Origin of the sequence: Staphylococcus sp. GDX8P80P (assembly GCF_017893095.1) — a bacterium.
In the GTDB taxonomy this organism is placed as follows: domain Bacteria; phylum Bacillota; class Bacilli; order Staphylococcales; family Staphylococcaceae; genus Staphylococcus; species Staphylococcus borealis.
This window is the reverse complement of sequence record NZ_JAESMI010000055.1, coordinates 1-375: the sequence shown is the minus strand read 5'-3', so window position 1 is coordinate 375 and position 375 is coordinate 1. Positions and strand designations below refer to the sequence as shown.

At 42.7% G+C, this 375-nt stretch carries 1 pseudogene; it reads right to left on the bottom strand.

Annotation, left to right across the window (positions count from 1 at the left end):
* Positions 1-375: pseudogene (locus tag KA858_RS05925) on the bottom strand (YSIRK signal domain/LPXTG anchor domain surface protein); the annotation flags it as partial.

Here is a 375-nt window from a genome sequence, read left to right as displayed (position 1 = left end):
TTTGAGTACCAGCTTTACCACTTAAATCCGTATCAAGCGTTGGAGTAGTTGGTGGCGTTGTATCAGTTGCTTTAACAGGATCAGACGTAGAACTATTTGGATGTTCCGCATTATCCGTTGCTTTTACAGTTACATTACCTTCCGGAATAGGCACCGTTGGTGTAATTATCGCATGACCCGTACTATCTGTCGTACCTGAACCAATAACATTACCATCTTTATCCAGTAATTCCACTTTCGTATTCGGATCTGTCACTACTTCAACAGGATCTTTCGTTCCCGCTTTTCCATCCAGAGTTCCAACAACAGAAGGTTTCACCGGAGGTGTTAGGTCAGTTGCTTTCTTCGGTTGAGAAGTAGAACTATTCGGATGTT